This is a genomic window from Arthrobacter sp. 05T420, assembly GCF_056396305.1.
The window spans coordinates 195,162-212,054 of the sequence record NZ_JBFTLG010000003.1; the positions used below are offsets into that span (position 1 = coordinate 195,162).

A 16,893-nucleotide genomic window follows, 5' to 3' on the forward strand; every position below is an offset into this window, starting at 1 on the left:
TGGAAGCATGTCGTCACACCCCGGGCCGGAATCGCCGTCCGAACGTTACCGCGCCAGCGTCGAGCGGGCAGCCGAAGCCAAAACCTATCTTGGCGGGTTCATCCGCTCGCTCGAATTCGAACTCGATGACTTCCAGCGCGAAGCATGCCTATCCCTGCAGGCCGGGCGGGGCGTGCTGGTGGCCGCTCCCACCGGCGCCGGGAAAACAATCGTGGGGGAATTTGCCATCTATCTGGCCCTCCAGCGCGGACTCAAGGCGTTCTACACCACGCCCATCAAAGCCCTGAGCAACCAGAAGTACGCCGAGCTCGCCGCCAAGTACGGCGCCGCCCAGGTGGGCCTGCTGACCGGCGATACGAGCATCAACGGCGACGCTCCCGTGGTGGTGATGACCACTGAGGTGCTCCGCAACATGCTCTACGCGGACTCGGACACCCTGGATGACCTCGGCTTCGTGGTCATGGACGAGGTCCACTACCTCGCTGACCGCTTCCGCGGCGCGGTGTGGGAGGAAGTCATCATCCACCTGCCCAGCGAGGTCCAGGTGGCATCGCTAAGCGCCACGGTGTCCAACGCCGAGGAGTTCGGTGCGTGGCTCGACACCGTCCGCGGGCAGACAGACGTGATCGTCTCCGAACACCGCCCGGTGCCCCTGTGGCAGCACGTCATGGTGGGCCGGAAGATCGTGGACCTGTTTGCCGGCGACACCAGTTTTGACGAGATCGCGCTGCCGGGTGAGGCAACTGCAGGTGAGGCAATTGCAGGGCAGGCAACTGCGGGCGAGGCCGCCGGCCGGGCGGCGGCAGGCCGGACCGGAGCAGGCAAGGCAGTTGCCGCCGGAGCCCCCGTGGCCGTCACCGCAGAACTGTCCGGTCGGCCCGGCTTCGAGGTCAATCCGGAACTGCTTTCCATGGCGCGCGCCGAGAGCCAGATGAATTTCCGTGGCCGCTTCGGCCATGGCGGCCGGAGCCAGCGCCGCAACCAACGCAGTCAGCGGGACGAGCCGCAAAGCGCCCAGCGCAGCCCGGTGCGGAAGGCCAGCCGGCCGCAGGTTATCGCCAGCCTGGACCGGCAGGACCTCCTGCCGGCCATCACGTTCATCTTCTCGCGGGCCGGCTGCGATGCCGCCGTGGCCCAGTGCGTGGCGGCCGGCCTCTGGCTGACCACCGAGCGCGAACAACAGATCATCGCCCAGCGCGTCGACGAGGCCGCCCAGGACATCCCCTCCGACGACCTCGATGTGCTCGGCTTCTGGAGCTGGCGGGACGGCCTGCTGCGCGGACTCGCCGCGCATCACGCCGGCATGCTGCCGACCTTCAAAGAGGTCGTGGAAAAGCTGTTCGTCGACGGACTGGTCAAGGCCGTCTTCGCCACCGAAACGCTCGCCCTCGGCGTCAATATGCCGGCCCGCTGCGTCGTTCTGGAAAAGCTGGACAAGTTCAACGGCGAAGCGCATGTCAACATCACGGCGGGGGAGTACACCCAGCTGACGGGCCGCGCCGGACGCCGTGGCATCGACGTCGAGGGCCACGCCGTGGTCCTGTGGCAACCCGGCACGGATCCCGCGGCCGTCGCGGGCCTGGCCTCACGGCGGACCTACCCGCTGAACTCCAGTTTCCGCCCCACGTACAACATGTCGATCAACCTCCTGGCGCAATTCGGCCGGCCCCGCGCCCGGGAGATCCTCGAATCGTCCTTTGCCCAGTTCCAGGCAGACCGTTCCGTGGTTGGGCTGGCCAGGCAAGTCAGGAGCCGGGAGGAATCCATCGCCGGGTTCAGCAAGGCCATGACCTGCCATCTGGGGGATTTCACCGAATACGCGCGGTTGCGGCGGGCCTTGGGCGATGCCGAGGCCACCGCCTCCAGGGGCAGTTCCCGGGCGAAAAAGTCCCTCACGGAGGACTCCCTGAGCCGGCTGCTGCCAGGCGACGTGGTGGATGTCCCCGCCGGCAAGTCACCCGGGCTGGCGGTGGTGCTCAGCTCCGACCACGAATCCCGGGAGCCCCGGCCCGCAGTCATGACGCTGGACAACCAGCTCCGCCGGATCGGACTGCACGACGTCGAAGGTCCGCTGTCGCCGATCACGCGGATCAGGATTCCCAAGTCCTTCAACGCCAAGGTCCCCAAGTCCCGCCGCGATCTGGCGTCCTCGGTGCGCAACGCCATCCGCGAGCACCGGCCGCCCGCGCCCCCGCGCCGCGACGAAGACTTTGGCCGGGCCTCCGCTGCGCCCAACCAGGAGAAACGGATCAACGACTTGCGCCGCGAGCTCCGCGCCCACCCGTGCCACGGCTGCAGCGAACGCGAGGACCATGCCCGCTGGTCCGAACGTTGGTGGAAGCTCCGCCAGGAAACGGACGGCCTCATCCGGCAGATTCAAGGCCGGACCAACACCATCGCCAAGACCTTCGACCGCGTATGCGGCGTCCTGACCGGTTACGGCTACCTGGAGACCTCGGACACCGGCGTGCTGTCCATTAGCCCGGACGGGCAACGCCTGCGGCGGATCTACGGCGAAAAGGACCTGCTGATTTCGCAGTCCCTGCGGATGGGGGCGTTCAGCGACCTCGACGCCGCCGAGATCGCCGCCCTGGCCAGCGTGCTGGTCTACCAGGCCAAACGCGAGGACCGCGGCCTGCGGCCCAAGATGCCGAGTGTGTCCCTGGAGTCCGCGGTGGACATCGTGGTCCGCGAATGGTCCGCACTGGAGGACGTGGAGGAGGCCAACAAGCTGCCGCTCACCGGCGAGCCTGAACTCGGCCTCGTCTGGCCGATCTTCAAATGGGCCAAGGGCCGGCACCTCCAAGAGGTGCTGAGCGGCACCGACCTGGCTGCGGGCGACTTTGTCCGCTGGGTCAAACAGGTGATTGACCTCCTGGACCAGCTGGCCGACATCCCGAACCTCGACCCCCGGATTGCGCGGCTGTGCGAGCAGGCCATCAAACTCATCAAACGCGGCGTCGTCGCCTATTCCTCCGTGGCGTAGGGCTGCGGGCCGTGCGCCCGCCTCCCCTTGCCCCCACACGCTGGCCCGCTCGCTTGCCCGCTACTGAGACTTCCACGACCTTTGAACCCGCCGGCGCTGGGCCGGCCACCAGCTACAAGGAGTTCCCGTCCCATGACCGATTCGCCAGCCACCCCCGCCTCCCGCAAAGTCACGCTGTACCGCAACGGCTCCGTCTACACTGCGGCCGATCCCTTTGCCACCGCGATGCTGGTCGACGGCGACACTGTCGCCTGGGTCGGTTCCGAGCAGGCCGCCACTTCCATCGCGGACTCCTCCATGGAAGTGATCGACCTGCAGGGCGCGCTCCTGGCCCCCGGCTTCGTCGACTCCCACATCCACGTGACGGAAACCGGAATCGCGCTGGAGGGGCTCCAGCTGGCCGGCGTGCGCTCGGCCACTGAACTGCTCGACGCCGTAGCGGCCTCTCCTGCCAACGGCACCGTCCTGGGCCACGGCTGGGACGAAAGTACCTGGGTCGATCCCACCCTGCCCAGCCGGGACGAAATCGAACGCGCGGCCGGCGGCCGCCAGGTCTATCTGTCCCGCGTAGACGTCCACTCGGCCCTGGTTTCAAGCTCCCTGGCGGCGTCGGCCGGAGTGGACGGGCTCGATGGCGACGCCGGCGGCAGCCAGGTCAAACGCGGGGCACACACCGCGGCCCGCCGCACGGCCCGCCAGCTGCCGGCCGACGCCCTGCGCACCTACCAGCGGCGAGCCCTCGCTGAGGCGGCCGCCAACGGCTACGTGGCCCTCGCCGAGATGGCCGCCCCCCACATCGGGAGTGTCGAGGACCTGCAGCTCGCGGCGGCCTGGAATGACGGCCGGGACGCTGTCCCGGAGATCCTGCCGTACTGGGGCGAACTGGCCACATCGCAGGAGCATGGCCAGTCCATCCTTGAGGGCCTGGGCGTGTCCGTCCTCGGCCTGGCCGGGGACCTGAACATTGACGGCTCGATCGGTTCACGGACCGCCTCCCTCCGTGAGGACTACGCCGACGCGCCGGGGGAGCGCGGGAATCTGTACCTCTCCGTGGCCGAGGCAGCCGCCCACCTTGCGGCGTGCTCGCTCCTGGGGATCCAGGCAGGCTTTCACGTGATCGGCGACGCCGGCCTGGACGCGGCCCTCGATGCTCTCGACCTCGCCGCGGCCGAGGTGGGGGAGCAGCGCGTCCGCGCCGCGGGCCACCGATTCGAGCATGTTGAACTAGCGGATGCAGCAGCCATCAGCCGGCTGGCGCGCTATTCGGTCACCGTCAGCGCGCAGCCGGTCTTCGACGCCCTGTGGGGTGGCGGGGACAGCCTGTACCAGCAGCGGCTTGGTTCCCGCCGGCTGGGAATGAACCCCTTTGCACGCTTCTACGCGGCCGGTGTGCCGATCTGCTTCGGCAGCGACAGCCCGGTGACGCCGCTCCGTCCGTGGTCCAGCGTGCGGGCGTGCCTGCAGCACACCAACCCTGCGGAACAGATTTCCGCCCGGGCGGCGTTCCTTGGCCACACGCGGGCCGGCTGGCGGGCCGCCCGCTACCCCAACCCCATGGCCGGGCAGCTGGTGCCGGGGGCCCCGGCCAGCTTCGCGGTCTGGGAGGTCGACGAACTCATGGTCCAGGTTGCCGACGGCCGGGTGCAGTCCTGGAGCACCGATCCGCGTGCCCGCACACCACTTCTGCCGGCGCTGGACACGGGGAGCGATCCGGCCTGCCTGCTGACGGTACGGGACGGCCAGGAACTCTATGCCAGCGGCGCCCTCGGCGCATAACTTTCGGCGCGTAACTTTCGGCGCCTGAACCCTCGGCGCCCTGAACCTTGGCGCCTCAGGCTGGGTTCGTCATCCGCCCGGCGAAGCCGAAACATTCGCGGCGGCAACCATGCCCTGAACTGGAGCGATGCACATAACGGCAGGTCACCGCTCGGTTGACAGATCGGTCCGCCCCCGTAGCATTGAGGGGCAACGGAGGCTTGCGCTCGGCGCAGGCTCCGGCAGTCCCCGGTCCATCCCAGGTTCCCGCACCCGCGGGAGCTTCCTGGTCATGACCACGGGCACCCCCAGGGGGCGGGTCCACTTTGCAGCAGAAAACGGTTCCGGCGTCGCAATTCGAGGCCTGCCGGAACTGGCCCGTAGCGGGTGGACCTGCCCGGGGGGTCATTCGGCCCCTTCAGGCGCGCGTAACTCCCTATAATGGGAAGTTGCGCCTGAATATCCAGAACGACTGACGTTCGGCGCCCCGACCGCTCCCTTCAAGGAAAGGCCTCGCTGTGCGTGTCCTCACCATCATCCCGACCTATAACGAGCTGGAATCGTTGCCCAAGACCCTCGGTCGCCTGCGGACAGCCGTGCCCGCGTCCGACGTGCTGGTTGTCGACGACAACAGCCCCGACGGTACGGGGCAGCTGGCGGACCGTCTGGCCGCCGAAGACGGCCAGGTCCACGTCCTGCACCGCGCCGGAAAGGCGGGCCTCGGCGCGGCGTACATCGCCGGTTTCAAGTGGGGCCTCGACGCCGGCTACGACATCCTCGTGGAGATGGACGCCGACGGCTCGCACCAGCCCGAGCAGCTGCCCCAGCTCCTCGAGGCCGTGGAACAGGGCGCGGACCTCGCCATGGGCTCACGCTGGGTTCCTGGCGGCCGTGTGGTCAACTGGCCGATCTACCGCCAGGCCATCAGCCGGGTCGGCAGCACCTATGCCCGGATCATGCTGGGCGTGAAGATCAAGGACGTTACCGGCGGCTTCCGCGCCTTCCGCCGGACCACGCTCGAGAAGTTGAACCTGGATACCGTGGACTCGGTCGGCTACGGCTTCCAAGTGGATCTGGCCTGGCGCGTGGCCAAGCTCGGCCTGACGATCGTGGAACGTCCCATCACCTTCGTTGAGCGGGAGCTCGGCGCTTCGAAGATGAGCGGCAACATCGTCGTCGAAGCCATGATCAACGTCACCAAATGGGGGCTCACGGCCCGCTGGAACAAGCTCCGGGGCAAGCAGGACACCAGGCAGGCCGCCTAGCAGCGCGGACGGCTCCCGTCCCCGGATGGCAATCCGGACCAAAAAGGGCCGGGCCCGCATCAACAGAAATGATGCAGGCCCGGCCCTTGCCGTAGCCGGTGTTCTTTGGGCTAGGCCGAGCGGCGTTCGCCGCGGCGTTCGCGCAGGATCGTGAGGCGGTCTTCGAGGATCTGCTCAAGCTCGGGAAGCGAGCGGCGCTCCAGCAACATGTCCCAGTGCGTGCGCACTGCCTTTTCGTTGCTGTTGACCGGGCGTTCGCCGTCCACCAGCAAGGCCTCCTTGCCCGTCTTCGACACCCAGACCGGAGGAATTTCGGCTTCCGAGGAGAACGTCACGAACACCTGTTCGCCGTCCTCGCAACGGTATTCAACCCGCTGGCGCGGAGCCGGTTCGACGCCGGATTCGGTCTCCATGCTCTGTGCGCCAAGGCGCATACCCCGCAGGCTGCGATCGCTCATCTTTTCTCCCTCTATTCGGTTCGCAAGGTCCAGCCCTGCGTTGTCCGGGGGCCGTCAGGCGCCGGACATCTGGTTCCACCGCGCTGTACCGTGCCTGGCCCGTAGAGCCCGGCCAGAAGACAGTCAGCAGTGGACAAAAACTGTTTGGAACACTATTGGATTCAACGCTGTGCGGAGCGTTTTTGTTCCGGACGGCTGAACCGACCGGACAAATAACCAAGTATACGGGAGTGGTGCCTGCGAGGTAAAGCGAGTGGTCCCGCGGGTGGGACTGCGTAGGCTGTACCCGTCTGGCCCGGCTTAAGCTGGCCGGCCCCCGCAGCCGGGCCGAGACGGCCAGGCTGCGGGGGCCAGCAGGGACCACTCGGGCCGTGCAGTTACGCGGGCGGCGTCCACATGAACCGGGGCGGGCGCAGGCTCAGGGCAGGTGCCCTTGGCCGTCCGCACCGACGGGCGCTGACGGCGGAGCAACGTCCGACGTCGGGGACACCTGCTCTTGGACCGCGTTGGCACCCAGTACGTTGCCGATCCCCTTGAGGGCCTCGCCAATTTCGCTGGGAATGATCCACAGCTTGTTCGAGCTTCCCTCGGCAATCTTCGGGAGGGTCTGGAGGTACTGGTAGGCGAGCAGTTTCTGATCCGGGTTGCCCTTGTGGATCGCGTCGAAGACCTTCTGGATGGCCTGAGCCTCGCCGTCGGCCCGCAGGATCGCGGCCTTGGCGTCGCCTTCGGCCTTCAGGATGGAGGACTGACGCTGGCCCTCGGCAGTCAGGATTGCGGACTGCTTGGTGCCTTCGGCCGTCAGAATTGCAGCGCGGCGGTCACGTTCGGCCCGCATCTGCTTTTCCATCGAATCCTGGATCGAGTGGGGCGGATCGATCGCCTTGAGCTCCACCCGGGAGACCCGGATGCCCCAGCGACCGGTGGCCTCGTCCAGGACTCCGCGGAGCTGGCCGTTGATCTGGTCGCGCGACGTCAGCGCTTCCTCAAGGTTGAGGCCGCCCACCACGTTGCGCAGGGTGGTGGTGGTGAGCTGTTCCACGGCCTGGATGTAGTTGGCGATCTCGTAGGTGGCGGCCCGTGCGTCAGTGACTTGGAAGTAGACGACGGTGTCGATCGAAACCACGAGGTTGTCTTCAGTAATGACGGGCTGCGGCGGGAAGGAAACCACCTGCTCGCGCAGGTCGAGCAACGGCAGCAACCGGTCCACAAACGGGATCAGCAGGGTAAGTCCGGGGTTCAGCGTGCGTTGGTATTTGCCCAGCCGTTCAACAACGCCGGCCCGGGCCTGTGGAATGATCCGAACCGACCGGACCAGCACAATAATTACGAACGCAATTAGTACCAGCAGCACAATTGCGACTGCGATATCCATACATCACCTATTCCCCAGTTGTTTGGTTTGTTCTCGCTCAGGCAGTTCAGCGGGCTGCCGGACAGCTGTGGCCGCAGAACTGCTTGCGGTTATTGGATTGCCGATTCCGGCTGCGGGGCCACGATCGCTGTGGCACCGTCGATGGCACTGACAACAGCCTGCTGCCCGGGCACCAGCACTCCCGATTGGGACCGTGCACTCCAGACGTCCCCGCCAATCTTGACGAGGCCCCCACTTTCGTTCACTGCCTCCATGACGACGGCGGACTCGCCGATGAGGCGTTCGATGTTCGTGCGCTGATCCGCAGGGCCCCGGTGCAGATGTTTCAAGGCCACCGGCCGGACGAAGCCGATCATGAGCAGGGATACCACGCAGAAGGCGATGATCTGCAGCCACGGATCTGCGCCGGCGAAGTCCGCCACGAGCCCGGCGAGGGCGCCGCCGCCGAGCATGATGAAGAACAGGTCCAGAGTGATCATCTCGACCACGGCAAACAGGAGAAAGAGCGTGAGCCACAGGGCCCACCAATTCTCGATCAACCATTCAGACATCTATTCCCCCTTGAGTTCCGGGAGCTGCGGGCACAGTTCCCCAGTAACTGTCTTTCCATCCTATGCGGAAGGGCAATAGCTGGAACAGGGAGTTGGGAATTGATGGACAAAGTGGCCAAGTCGTTATTCACGGGTCGGCTCCTGCCCCGGTTTCCCCGCCCCAATTCGCCTCAGGCAGCTGTTCGGGGTGTCCTGAATGCGTGCCCAGACGCGGCGCCGCGGCGTCGCGCCAGGATTGGTCAGGGGGTGGGCTCAAAAACGCTGATCCGGAAACGGGCCGAGACAGCGGTGCGCGCCGGAAGCGCGGCCGCGAGGGCTGCGAGTGCGGCACGGTCCAGGTGGTGGCCGGCGGGTCCCATGTAGGCGAGGTTGGCGACGTCGCGCGGACTCAGGGTCAATGCCAGGTCCAGATCCCGTGTTTCGACGGGCGCGAAATGCTGGCCCAGGGATGCCGCGAGCCGTTCATCCTTGGCCGGTTCGATCCCCAGCATCCCGGTGAGGCCGGCAACCTCCTCCAGGTGCCCGGGCCGTGGCGTGACAACAACCAGGCGGCCGCCTGGGCGGAGCACCCTGGTGAACTCGGGTGCGTTGCGCGGGGCAAAGACCACGGTGACGACGTCGACGGCGTTCTCCGCGACCGGCAAAGGCTGCCACACGTCACCGACCACGTTCAAGGCTTCCGGGTTCATCCTGGCGGCGCGGCGCAGTGCGAACTTGGAAATGTCCAGGCCGATTGCCGCGGCCCAAACGCTGTCCGCCGGAACACTCTCCGCCGGCGGCTCGCCCGGCAATGCAAAATCCGATGCTGCACCATCGTGGGCGGCCAGGTCCCGGACGACACGATCCAGCACGGCCCTGAGGTAGTGGCCCGTTCCCGTTCCGGCGTCCAGCACCACGCCCCGGCGGCCCGGGGTGGCCACTAGCGCCGGCGCTGCCAGCTCGGCAATGGCATCGGCCAGCGGCTGGTAGTGCCCCGCCGACAGGAAATCGAAGCGGGCCGCCACCATGTCCGCACTGTCGGCTTCAAAAACAGTCCCCTTGCCGACCAGGAAGTTGAAGTATCCCTGCTTGGCAGCATCAAAGCTGTGGCCAGCGCCGCACACCAGGGTGCGGGCACCGCCGGCACCGAACCGCAGAGCGTCCCGGCACACCGGGCACAGGAGGGGAAATTCGGTGGCGGGAGGCATGGTTTCATCCTAAGCGCGGATCCCCGGCCCTCCTCGCGGACAGGGCATGCTGGAGGCGGCACGGAACGCGGCACGCTGGGGCAATTGGCGGCAGGGGCGCCGCGTGGGGAATGGGAAGCCGACAGGGAACGCGGCGCACCCACAGGACGTGAGGTATTTCACAGCTCGCGCACCACGGGCTAGGCTCGCAATCGTGAAATCTGAACATCTACCGCTGCTCAATTCCGTCTCAGCCCCCACCGTGCACCCTGACGGGTCCCGCGCCGTGGTGTCCGTGATCCGCCCGGACTTCGATGCCGACGCCTACGTGGGCCAACTGTGGACCGTGCCCTTGGACCCTGAGCAGAAGAATCCAAACTCGGACAACCCAAACCCCACCAACCCGGACCACCGGCCGCGCCGGCTAACCCGCGGCTTCCGCGACACCGCACCCGACTTTTCACCAGATGGCCGGGCCCTCGCGTTCCTGCGTGCGGCCGCCGGCGGTAAGCCGCAGCTTCACGTGGTGGAAGCCGCCGGCGGCGAACCCCAACTGCTAACGGCCGCCCCACTGGGGGTCAGCTCCTTTGCCTGGTCACCGGATTCCCGCAGCATTGTCTTCGGTGCCAGGACTCCTGACGAGGGCCGGTACGGCAGCATCGACGGCGTGGGCGCAGGCAGCGAGGACGCCCGGCTGATCACCGATTTCCAGTACCGGATGAACGGGCTTGGCTACACGGCCGACAAGCCCCTGCAGCTATTCCTCATCGAGGTGCCGCAGCTTGACGCCGAACCGAAGGTGGCCCCGGCCGGACGCGCCCTCAAGGCCCTCGGCGCCGCGGCCGACCCCGCAGAGACCCGCGCCAGCCTGCTGCCGGACGCCAAGCAACTCACCACCGGGGCAGCAGACCACAACGACGCCAGCTTCAGCGCCGACGGCGGTACCATTTACTTCACCGCGGCCTTGCACGAGGACCGGGACACCGACCTGGTCAGCAGCATCTACGCCGTTCCCGCCGCCGGAGGGCAACCGCAGGCCGTCACTCCGGGCAATACCGGACGGCAGACCATCAGTGCCGTACGCCAGTCCGCGGACGGGGAATGGCTGTTCTTCCTCGCCCAGGACTTGGGCGCGTCCGGCCGGGACTTCGTGGCCAGGAACACCGCCCTGTATGCCACGCCTTCCGCCGGCGGAGACGCGACAGCGCTCAGCGACGCCGAGACCCTGGACCTCTCCGGCGGGAGCCGGATCGAGCTGCGCGGCGCCGCGAGCGCCCTGGTGCTGAACAATGCTCGGGGAACCGTGGAACTGCACGAATTCGACGCGACGGGAGCCCACACCGTCGTCCTGGAAGGGAACCGGGTGGTGACCGGGGCCGCGGTTGGCGGGGGGACGGTCGTGGTGAGTTTCAGCGATTTGACCACGGCAGGGGACTTGGCCGTGGTCGATGGCGGGCAGGTCCGCCGCTTGACGGACTTCTCCGCGCCGCTTCGGAGCGTTGCGGGCATCAGCGAGCCGCAGGAACTGACGTTGCCCTCGGTCGACGGGTACCCGGTCCATGGCTGGCTCGTGAAGCCGGCAGGGCCAGGGCCGCACCCGGTGCTACTGAACATCCACGGTGGCCCTTTTGCCCAGTTCGGCGTGGCCTTGTTCGACGAAGCCCAGGTCTATGCAGGGGCCGGGTATGCCGTGCTCATGTGCAATCCGCGGGGCTCGGCCGGCTACGGCCAGGACCACGGACGGTCCATCAAGGAGCGGATGGGAACCGTGGACATGCAGGACGTCCTCGCCTTCCTGGACGGGGCCGTGGAGAAGTTTGAGGACCTGGACGGCGCCAATGTCGGCATCATGGGCGGATCGTACGGCGGCTACCTGACAGCGTGGACCATCAGCCACGATCACCGTTTCCGGGCGGCCATCGTCGAGCGCGGTTTCCTGGATCCCGTGAGCTTCACGGGTTCTTCTGATATCGGCTGGTTCTTCGGCGGGGAATACACCGGCCCTTCGGCGGAGCAAATGGCGTCGCAGAGTCCCATGGCCCGCGTGGAGAACGTGCGGACGCCGTCGCTGGTGATCCACAGCGAGGAGGACCTCCGGTGCCCCGTGGAGCAGGGGCAGCGGTACTTCACTGCCCTTAAGCAGCAGGGCGTCGAGACCGGATTCCTGGTCTTTCCTGGCGAGAACCACGAGCTGTCCCGGTCCGGTACTCCGCACCACCGGAAGCAGCGGTTCGATGAAATCCTGAAGTGGTGGGGCCGCTATCTGCCATCCGCCGGGAATCCGGCACCGCAGCCGTAATCCTCCGCAGGGTCCGGCAGGAACCCGAGTTCCTGCCGGGCGCGGTTGATGTCCGGCTGGGCCCAGCGGGCGGAGTATTCGGCATTATTGCTGAGGGAGCGCAGCTCGGCCCGGTCAAGAAACAGGACTCCGTGCAGGTGGTCGGTTTCATGCTGGACAATCCGGGCCTGCCAGCCGGTGAAGGTCCGCGCCAGGGGCGTGCCGTCCGGGGCCGTGAAGTCGAGCTGGACGGATTCCGGCCGCATCACGGCTGCCTGCAGGCCGCCAATGGAGAGGCAGCCTTCGTAGAACGCCACGGACTTCTCGCCCAGGGGCCGATAGCTCGGGTTCAGCATGGCAAAGAACGGCAGCGGCTCCCTCCCGCGGACGGCAGCGACGTCGGGATCGACCGCGAACTGATCCTCCAGTACGGCAAGCTGCAACGGAATCCCCAGCTGCGGTGCCGCCAGGCCGACGCCCGGGGCCTTGTGCATCACGCTGCGCATAAGGTCGATGAGGTGGCCCAGTTCGGCGTCACTCAACTGACCGTCGAACGGTGCCGCCACGTGCCGGAGCACCGGATGCCCTGCCTGGACAATCGGGGGCAAGATACCCACGCCCAGGAGCTCCTGGACGGCCTCGCTAATCCGGGCGGCGCTGTAGTCGGTGGGCCTGGCGTCAAAGGACATGCCCCCAGACTACTGGCGGCCGCACGCCTTCGTCACAAAGTCGTAGATCCGGCCGCGAAGTCGGCTGCCGGCGTCGATCTTCAGGACGCCCTCCCGGTCCGCCACCCTGACCCGCAGCGGCAGGAGCGTGCCCACCTTGTCTTCGGCCACGGCGTGGGGATCGCAGCGGGCGGGCCGGATGCCAAGGCGCACTTCCGCCGGCGGGCCGCCGGCCCGAAGCGTCAGCGAATGCGGCCATGGCGCTTGCGGGGCCTCCGCCAGGAGTGTGGTTTCCTCCACCCGGTCAAGCACCAGCTCACCGGCGCTTCCAGCTCCTGAACCGCTGGCGGCGCGCGGTTGGATCAGCAGGCGCACGACGCCGGTCCGCCCGTCCGCGGCGACCTCAAGGTCCGGAGCCAGTGCGACGGCGGCCACGGCGGAGGCGGCCCGGGTCAGGCACATCTCGGAATTGTTCCGCGCCAGGACGCCGAACGGATCCGTGGCGGGTGCGGTGGCGTCGGCTGGAGGCGGCACGCTTGCCTGTTGCGCAGTTCCTTGTTGCGCAGTTCCTTGTTGCACAGTTCCTTGTTGCGCAGGCCCGTTGCGCCCGGCGCCCTGCGGCACGGCCAGCCGGAGGGCGACAAATGCGGAGCCCGCGGCGGCGCCGGATGCAGTTCCCGGTCCACTTGGACCAGGGGGATTGGGGCCGCACTCCGGTGCGGGCAGCGGCGCCGGCAGGCTCTTCGTCTGTCCCGGCGGAAGCTCTATCCCGCCGGTGCGCGCCGGCCACGTGATCGGCGCCGCAAACAGCGGGCTGGTCAGTTCCGCACCGAGGACGGTCAGGGGAGCGCCGGTGGTGTTGGTGAGCTGGATTTCGATGATTTGTTTGCTGTAGTTGTCGCGGAACTGGCTGATTTCCGCGGTCACAGGGCCGGTGGGGACCGGTGACGTCGCCGTCGCGGTCGTAGAGGTTGCGGTGCTGCCGGTCCCGCCGACCGTGCCGGCACTGCAGGACGCCGCAACGCCCAGCACGGCAGCGGCAGCCGCAACCCGCAGCAGGATGCGGCGCCGGCGCGTCACAAGAAGGCCGTCCATGCGCACAGTCTAATCCGGGGCTTCGTCCACCCTTACTGCATAGTGAAGCGGCGGGCGATCAGTGCGTTCACGGCCGGAACTGCGGCGACGCCTCCGATGGCCCGGTTCCGCGCCGTCAAAAGGCCCTCCTGGAGGGGCCGGCCCAGGGCCATGTTGATTTCGGCCTGGCGTGTGGCCCTCGCCGCCGCCCGCAGCCGGGTCCGTTCAAAGGTTCGTAGGTCGCCTTCTACCCCCTGGCCGCGCATGGCAGCCGACACGATAGGGGCCAGGGCCGCTGCGTCCAGCCAGCCCAGGTTCATGCCCTGCCCGCCGATGGGGCTGACTTCATGGGCCGCATCGCCGATCATCACTACGCGTCCGGTCACCATCCGGCGGGCCAGGCGTGTGCGGACGCCGAAGCGGCTGAGCATGCTGTTGGTCCCGGCGTCGATGTCGAGTCCCGTCCGCTCGCGCACGCAGTGCATGAGCCACTGTGCGTCGCCGCCCTGGCCGCCCGCAGTTATGTCGCCGGCAGTCATGTCGCCATCCATGAGGCTTCCAGCAGTGAGGTCGCCGGCGCCCAGCCGGACCACCCAGCGGCGGCGCTGACCGGGCAAGGGGAAAGACTCCACGATGCCCGCCCCGGCCAGGAAAAGCGCGGCGTCCGGGCCGAACCCGGTGTTGTCCGCGAAGTCCCCCATGAGGTAGCTGTCCGGGTAATCCTTCCCGCGCAAGGCGACGCCCCGCAGCGCCCGCACAGTGGAGCGCACGCCGTCGGCGGCAATGACCAGCGGCGCCGTATAGCGCAGGGGGCCGCTCCCGGATTCGGCTTCCACGGTGACCCGGGCGCCGTCGTCGGACAGCCGGGTGAGCCGGACGCCGCGGTGCAGGGCACCGTCGTCGAGCTCATGGACGCGCCGTTCCAGCAGCGCCTCCGTACGGCCCTGGGGCAAGGAGAGGATGAAGGGAAAACGGTCCGAGACGCCGGCAAAGGACATCTGGGCGAGGCATTTCCCGCCCGCCAGCGCCACTCCGCGGCGGATCGGGACGCCTTCGGCAACCAGCGCCCCGGCAACTCCGGTTCCGGCAAGCGCGGACAGCGCCGGCGGATGGATGCCGATGGCCCGCGAATGCGGTTCCGGTGCGCTCCGCTGTTCCAGGATCTGCACCTCCATGCCGTCCTGCAGCAGCAGGGCGGCCATGAACAGTCCCACCGGGCCGGCGCCGACGATCAGCACGTCAGCCACGGGCAGCGGGCCTCTCCGGATAGTCGCCGTCGGGAGTATCCAGCAGCAACAGGTTCCGAAACGGGACGTGGCGGGCAACTGTCCAGCCGGCGGGAGCGGCGGCGGCCAGTTCCGCGGCGGTATAGCTTCGCCGGATCGAGGTCAGCCCGTCCTGCCGGATGTAGGAGCCAGTGAGCACCCAGGAGCCGGCAAAGAAGAGCGCGTACGCGGCGGGGCTCCGGCGGATGTCGTTGTGGACCGCGGTGCCACGGGACAGCATGGCCGACTCGGCAAGGAACGCTCCCAGCCCGTCGAGGTGGTGCAGCACATGGTTGGACACCACGACGTCGTACCGGTGGCCCTCTTCGAGCAGCTCGGCAGAGCTCACTTGGCGAAACGTCACGTCCGCCGCCGCGTGGCGGGAATGGGCGAACAGGATTGCCCGCGGATCCGGGTCAATGGCGGTGACCTCAAGCCGCAGTCCGTCCCGGGCGGCCCATCGGGCAAGCAGCACCGAGAGGTCGCCCCCGCCGCACCCGATGTCCAGCAGGGAGGTGGGGGAGTCCGCGGACAGCCGCGGCCGGATCCGCGTCCGATAGATGCCCCGCCAACCGGCCACCACACGGCTGACGAGTGCGAACTGGGCATAGGTGCGCTCCAGGCGGCCCGGATCGCAGCCGGGCAGGTCCATTTCCTCGACGGCGTCTGACGCGCGGTCCCGCAGGAGGGCCGCCCGGAGGCGTTCCCTGCCCTGCTTCGCGCTCAACGGTTTCAGCGTGGCCGCTTTCAGACCCGCACCGCCACTGGGTCCGCCGGTTCCGCCGCGGAATCCTGCCGCGCGGCCGCCGCGGGCGGCGGGGCGGCCAGCCTGGTGAAGAGCGCCGTTTCCACGGTCAGGCCCGGGCCGAAGGCCATCGAGCAGATCCGTTCCGCGCCGGGGCCATCAGAGCCTCCTGGGCTGGTCCCGGCGTCGTCCGCGGCCACGTCACTGGCGGGCAGTTCCAGGATGTGTTTGAGAACGAACAGGACGGTGGCGCTGCTCATGTTCCCGAAGTTCCGGAGGGTTTCGCGGGCGGGGACCAGCTGTTCGTCGCTGAGGTCCAGCCGGGACTGGACCTTGTCCAGGATGCTCCGGCCGCCCGGGTGGATGCCCCAGTGCTGGATGTCGCGGTAGCGGAGTCCCTGCAGCGAGCTGTCGCGGGACAGGAGGGGTTCGAGGGCGCCGATGATGTGGTCGTCGATGATGTGCGGGACATAGTTGCCCAGCACCATCTCGAAGCCTTCGTCGCCGATGTTCCAGGCCATCGAGTCCTCCCCGACGGGCGTCAGAACGGTTTCGAAGTGGTCCAGCCGCAAAAGGGGAGGTTCGTTCGGAATGTCCCGCGCGGTGATGATGGCCGCAGCGGCGCCGTCGGCGAACAAGGCCGATCCCATGATGGTGTCCGGATCATTGGAGGTCCGGACGTGGAGGGAGCAGAGTTCGGCACAGACCACGAGCACCGTGGCATCAGGGTCCGCCTCGCAAAAGGACTTCGCGGCCCGCAGTGCCGGGAAGGCGGCGTAGCAGCCCATGAAACCGAGGTGGTACCGCTGGACGGCCGGGTCCAGGCCGAGGGCCCGGACAATCTTGTAATCCGGGCCCGGATTGAAGAAACCGGTACACGAGACGGTTATCAGATGGGTGATGTCCGGCGCCCCGATTCCGGGACAGGCATCCAGGGCTTTTTGGGCGGCCTCAATGAAGAGTTTGGTCGCTTCTGTGGCGAATATGCCGTTGCGGACCTTGGTGCTGGGGCTGAGCACCAAGCCGGTTGCCGGGTCGAAGAACTGGGGGTCTTCCGCCCGGCTGTCCGTGGTGAGCTCCTCGACTGCCGTGTGCCGGGTGTCGATGGCTGCTGAATCAAAGCACGTGTTGACCAGCCGGGATCCGAGCCGCGTGAGGCCCGGCTGTGCGGCGAACACGGCCCTGGCCTCGGGCTGGACCAGGATGGTTGGCGGGACTGCAGTTTCTAAGGACCTCAGGTAGACCGTCATGGTTCATTCTCAGTGAGCCCGCCGCCAAAGACAATGGACGGACCCGGGATTTGGCAC

13 protein-coding genes are annotated in these 16,893 nt (G+C 67.8%); 4 read left to right on the forward strand and 9 right to left on the reverse strand.

Annotation, left to right across the window (positions count from 1 at the left end):
• Positions 1-7: 7 nt before the first annotated feature.
• The 3 genes from AC1DEM_RS04885 to AC1DEM_RS04895 all read left to right on the forward strand — a co-directional run bounded on the left by AC1DEM_RS04885 (position 8) and on the right by AC1DEM_RS04895 (position 6,006).
• Positions 8-2,986 (forward strand): DEAD/DEAH box helicase, encoded by a 2,979-nt coding sequence (locus AC1DEM_RS04885; protein ID WP_476883384.1) that lies wholly within the window; start codon positions 8-10, stop codon positions 2,984-2,986.
• A gap of 132 nt (positions 2,987-3,118) precedes the next feature.
• Entirely contained in the window at positions 3,119-4,762 is a 1,644-nt protein-coding gene (locus tag AC1DEM_RS04890; RefSeq protein ID WP_476883385.1) for an amidohydrolase, read from the forward strand.
• Positions 4,763-5,259: 497 nt separating this feature from the next.
• Positions 5,260-6,006 carry a polyprenol monophosphomannose synthase gene (locus AC1DEM_RS04895; RefSeq protein ID WP_476883386.1) on the forward strand — a complete coding sequence of 249 codons (747 nt, stop codon included), beginning with the start codon at positions 5,260-5,262 and terminating at the stop codon, positions 6,004-6,006.
• 110 nt (positions 6,007-6,116) lie between these two features.
• Here the strand turns inward: AC1DEM_RS04895 and AC1DEM_RS04900 are convergent, their stop codons facing one another.
• From AC1DEM_RS04900 to AC1DEM_RS04915, 4 genes are all read right to left on the reverse strand, one after another.
• Positions 6,117-6,464 carry an RNA polymerase-binding protein RbpA gene (locus tag AC1DEM_RS04900; protein ID WP_026266329.1) on the reverse strand — a complete coding sequence of 116 codons (348 nt, stop codon included), beginning with the start codon at positions 6,462-6,464 and terminating at the stop codon, positions 6,117-6,119.
• 418 nt (positions 6,465-6,882) lie between these two features.
• Positions 6,883-7,839, reverse strand: coding sequence for an SPFH domain-containing protein (locus AC1DEM_RS04905; protein ID WP_476883387.1), 957 nt, complete (start codon positions 7,837-7,839; stop codon positions 6,883-6,885).
• Positions 7,840-7,928: 89 nt separating this feature from the next.
• On the reverse strand, positions 7,929-8,390 hold the full coding sequence (locus AC1DEM_RS04910) for an NfeD family protein (RefSeq protein ID WP_377986340.1): 462 nt from the start codon (positions 8,388-8,390) through the stop codon (positions 7,929-7,931).
• Positions 8,391-8,629: 239 nt separating this feature from the next.
• Entirely contained in the window at positions 8,630-9,577 is a 948-nt protein-coding gene (locus AC1DEM_RS04915; RefSeq protein ID WP_476883388.1) for a putative RNA methyltransferase, read from the reverse strand.
• Positions 9,578-9,770: 193 nt separating this feature from the next.
• Between AC1DEM_RS04915 and AC1DEM_RS04920 the strand changes: the two genes are divergently transcribed.
• Entirely contained in the window at positions 9,771-11,855 is a 2,085-nt protein-coding gene (locus AC1DEM_RS04920) for a S9 family peptidase (protein ID WP_476883389.1), read from the forward strand.
• Here AC1DEM_RS04920 and AC1DEM_RS04925 read toward each other — a convergent pair.
• From AC1DEM_RS04925 to AC1DEM_RS04945, 5 genes are read right to left on the reverse strand one after another with little or no spacing between them, the layout of a single operon-like run.
• Positions 11,816-12,523, reverse strand: a complete 708-nt coding sequence (locus tag AC1DEM_RS04925; protein ID WP_476883390.1) for a peptide deformylase — start codon at positions 12,521-12,523, stop codon at positions 11,816-11,818. The genes AC1DEM_RS04920 and AC1DEM_RS04925 overlap by 40 nt on opposite strands.
• Before the next feature lie 9 nt (positions 12,524-12,532).
• Complete coding sequence (locus tag AC1DEM_RS04930) at positions 12,533-13,597, reverse strand: hypothetical protein (protein ID WP_476883391.1); 1,065 nt, start codon at positions 13,595-13,597, stop codon at positions 12,533-12,535.
• 32 nt (positions 13,598-13,629) lie between these two features.
• A complete protein-coding gene (locus AC1DEM_RS04935; protein ID WP_476883392.1) occupies positions 13,630-14,823 on the reverse strand; it encodes an FAD-dependent oxidoreductase in 1,194 nt (397 codons plus the stop codon).
• A complete protein-coding gene (locus tag AC1DEM_RS04940; RefSeq protein WP_476883393.1) occupies positions 14,816-15,568 on the reverse strand; it encodes a class I SAM-dependent methyltransferase in 753 nt (250 codons plus the stop codon). Before AC1DEM_RS04940 ends, AC1DEM_RS04935 begins: the two co-directional genes overlap by 8 nt.
• Before the next feature lie 20 nt (positions 15,569-15,588).
• Positions 15,589-16,836 (reverse strand): type III polyketide synthase, encoded by a 1,248-nt coding sequence (locus tag AC1DEM_RS04945; RefSeq protein WP_476883394.1) that lies wholly within the window; start codon positions 16,834-16,836, stop codon positions 15,589-15,591.
• Between the last annotated feature and the right edge of the window lie 57 nt (positions 16,837-16,893).

Coding starts and splice junctions, on each gene's coding strand:
- AC1DEM_RS04885 (WP_476883384.1), top strand. CDS start 8: ATGTCGTCACACCCCGGGCCGGAATCGCCGTCCGAACGTTACCGCGCC.
- AC1DEM_RS04890 (WP_476883385.1), top strand. CDS start 3,119: ATGACCGATTCGCCAGCCACCCCCGCCTCCCGCAAAGTCACGCTGTAC.
- AC1DEM_RS04900 (WP_026266329.1), bottom strand. CDS start 6,464: ATGAGCGATCGCAGCCTGCGGGGTATGCGCCTTGGCGCACAGAGCATG.
- AC1DEM_RS04905 (WP_476883387.1), bottom strand. CDS start 7,839: ATGGATATCGCAGTCGCAATTGTGCTGCTGGTACTAATTGCGTTCGTA.
- AC1DEM_RS04910 (WP_377986340.1), bottom strand. CDS start 8,390: ATGTCTGAATGGTTGATCGAGAATTGGTGGGCCCTGTGGCTCACGCTC.
- AC1DEM_RS04915 (WP_476883388.1), bottom strand. CDS start 9,577: ATGCCTCCCGCCACCGAATTTCCCCTCCTGTGCCCGGTGTGCCGGGAC.
- AC1DEM_RS04925 (WP_476883390.1), bottom strand. CDS start 12,523: ATGTCCTTTGACGCCAGGCCCACCGACTACAGCGCCGCCCGGATTAGC.
- AC1DEM_RS04930 (WP_476883391.1), bottom strand. CDS start 13,597: ATGGACGGCCTTCTTGTGACGCGCCGGCGCCGCATCCTGCTGCGGGTT.
- AC1DEM_RS04945 (WP_476883394.1), bottom strand. CDS start 16,836: ATGACGGTCTACCTGAGGTCCTTAGAAACTGCAGTCCCGCCAACCATC.